The sequence below is a fragment of the Frankia sp. CoWAU3 genome (assembly GCF_977971855.1).
This window is the reverse complement of the sequence record NZ_CDWWXB010000154.1, coordinates 1-2,120: the sequence shown is the minus strand read 5'-3', so window position 1 is coordinate 2,120 and position 2,120 is coordinate 1. Positions and strand designations below refer to the sequence as shown.

The following is a 2,120-nucleotide window of genomic DNA, read 5'->3' as shown; positions in this document are numbered from 1 at the left end:
GGCGGGCGTGTCCAGTTCGAGGTCGGCCGGTGGGAGCACCGCTTTGAAGCCGGGGACATCCAGCGCCACGCCGGCCCGCATCCGGACTCCGGGAGCGGCGACCAGCACGGCGTCCGGTTCCGGTTCCGTCAGCATCACGTGCGCGCGAGCCTGCTGGTACGGACCGTCGATCGCCAGGTCGGACATTCGGCCGGTGCCGCGCGTCATGATCAGGAGCAGGTCGGGGGTGAACGCCGTGTTGAGCAGCGCGTCGAAGGACCGATCGGGCATGTCCAGATGCGGACTCGAATTGCGCCGGTGCCAGTATGCGCTGCCCGGGTTGTCCGCGCCGATCATGTGATAGCACTGATCAATCGAGAGCGCGAACACCTCGGCCATTCCGTGCCACTCGTGGTCGTAGTCCTGCCACAGATCTCTCACCAGACCCGGGGAGAGTTCGGCGCGCAGCGTGGTGCGCAGCAGCAGCGCCGCCGAGGCCGCCTGGTTGGCCGCGAACGCGACCCCGGACGAGAAGAGGGGGTCCACGAAGTAGGAGGCATCGCCGATCAGGATCCAGCGCCGGTCGAGGTCGGCGAAGCGCTCATTGACCCGGGAGTAGTTGGTGACCGTCATCATCTGGTCGGAGATCGGCGTCACCTCGGCCACCAGGTCGGCCAGCCGCGGCACGCCGCGGACGGTGCGCAGAAAGACCTCGGAGTCCGTGAAGTCCTTCCCGGGTTCCTTCAGCACCTCCGGGCTCGTCACGATGCCGATCGAGTGCGTGAGTACCCGCTCCCCGTTCACAATCTTGGGGACGGGGATGTACCAGCACCAGCCGTCGGGAAACGCGAAGCAACCGATCGGCGAGAGGTTCTTCTCCCGGAAGATGTTCCAGTCGCCGTCGAGCCCCTGGGCCGGAAGGCCGCCCAGGTAGTGCTGCCAGATCGCGATGTTCCGGTAGCCGGACAACCATTCGCGAGGCTTTTTGGTGACCAGGCTCTGCTAGCGACCGGAGGCATCGACGAAGTACGCGCCGGACACGGCGGTGCCGTCGGCGAGCGTCACCTGACAGCCGTTGGCTGCCGCGGCGAAGTCGGTGACGGCCATCCCGGTGGTGACGTCGACTCCGAGGTCCCGGGCGTGTTCCAGCAGGATCTGGTCGAACTCTGAACGGTTGACGTGCAGCGCCCATCGGTGTACCCCGTCCACCGCCCAGTTCGCGTGGTCGAAGAACGCCCGGCTCGGACCCTGCCGCGCCCAGCTGTAGATACCGCCAAATTTCTTTACCCAGCAGTTGCTGGCCAGCACCTTCGCGAGCGCTCCGCTCTCTGCCAGCACCGGGATCAACGGGTGCGCGAACGACTCGCCGATGTGCTCACGCGGAAACTCATCCTTCTCGAAGATCGCTACTTTCAGGTCCGACGTGCGGGCGAGCAGCGCGGCCAGTGTAGAGCCCGCCGGCCCGCCGCCGGCGATAATAACGTCGTAATGATCCCGCATGTCTTCTCCATTTCCTCGAATCTTGGCTCAGATCACATGAATGCGTTGGAGTTGCCGCGAGGAGGCCAGCGAGTAAGACCGTCGACCGTGTAGCAGCGCATGGTTGTCCGCGATCACGACATCGCCGGAACGCCATGCGTGCGCGTAGCTGACGGACGGGTCGTAGAGCCGGGCCGAAAGATCGTCGAGAAAGTCCTCGCGATCAGTCCGTGAGACGCCGTGGATGTCGAGGAACAGCGGATTGAGATATTCGGCCGGGTCGAGCGCCTCGGCAAAACGAAGAGTCGGCACACCCGTCACGGCATGGGGCACCACGAGGTCCTGCACGATGTGTCCGCCGTAGTGCTTGATCTTTTCGGTCTGGTAGTCGATCCGGAGGCCGGCCCAGGTGTCACGCAGGTGCGCAGGCGCGGCGGAAATGATGCGGGCGGTGTCGCAGAAAGTCGTCTCCCCGCCGCTATCCGGGTCGGGAGCGCGTAGGCAGCGGAACACGATGAAGCGTGGCGTGAGCCGGGCGAACGCGCCGTCCCAGTGGAAGGGCACCGGACCCGTGGTGAACAGGTAGTTCTGTGGGTCCTCGTGCACCGTCAGATCCAGCACCTCCCCGAAGTCCCAGGTCAGTGATCATGCCGGCTTGCGCC

Annotated in this window: 2 protein-coding genes and 1 pseudogene; all 3 read right to left on the bottom strand. The window is 65.5% G+C overall.

Annotation, left to right across the window (positions count from 1 at the left end; genetic code table 11):
• Positions 1-948, bottom strand: a pseudogene (locus tag AC08ON_RS13355) (NAD(P)/FAD-dependent oxidoreductase); the annotation flags it as partial.
• Between the two features lie 33 nt (positions 949-981).
• The gene (locus AC08ON_RS13350) at positions 982-1,479 is read right to left on the bottom strand and encodes an FAD-dependent oxidoreductase (RefSeq protein ID WP_476617080.1); all 498 of its coding nucleotides are present in this window, start codon (positions 1,477-1,479) and stop codon (positions 982-984) included.
• 27 nt (positions 1,480-1,506) lie between these two features.
• Positions 1,507-2,079, bottom strand: a complete 573-nt coding sequence (locus AC08ON_RS13345; RefSeq protein ID WP_476617079.1) for a TauD/TfdA dioxygenase family protein — start codon at positions 2,077-2,079, stop codon at positions 1,507-1,509.
• Positions 2,080-2,120: the final 41 nt, after the last annotated feature.